Source organism: Streptomyces fildesensis, assembly GCF_016107395.1.
Classification (GTDB): domain Bacteria; phylum Actinomycetota; class Actinomycetes; order Streptomycetales; family Streptomycetaceae; genus Actinacidiphila; species Actinacidiphila fildesensis.
This window is the reverse complement of record NZ_JAAIKO010000259.1, coordinates 1-294: the sequence shown is the minus strand read 5'-3', so window position 1 is coordinate 294 and position 294 is coordinate 1. Positions and strand designations below refer to the sequence as shown.

Genomic DNA, 294 nt, shown 5'->3' with positions numbered 1-294 from the left:
GAAATATAGAAATTTTACTGCCTTTGTAGAATTAATCTGTTTTTCACATGCTTCAGAAGAGATTCTTGATGAGGCCTTAAGGTTGGCCAACAATCTCAATCCATTTTCTTTTGGTAAAAACCTAGCCTTTGAGAACCCAAATGATCTATTTCTTATAACTCTCCTCACATCGGTCTCATCCAACGGCCTCAAATGCTGATCAACAAGGCAATCAAAGGCTCTATTTTTCAGCATCTTCCAAACAGACTTGCGATAGTAGAAAACTTCCTGCTTTCCATGCTCACTCTCAGTCAC

General features: G+C 38.8%; 1 protein-coding gene. It reads right to left on the bottom strand.

Translation table 11 applies throughout. The features are described 5' to 3' along the window. On the bottom strand, positions 1-183 hold a 183-nt coding region (locus C6N31_RS44930; protein WP_232486371.1), incomplete at its 3' end, for a hypothetical protein. Between the last annotated feature and the right edge of the window lie 111 nt (positions 184-294).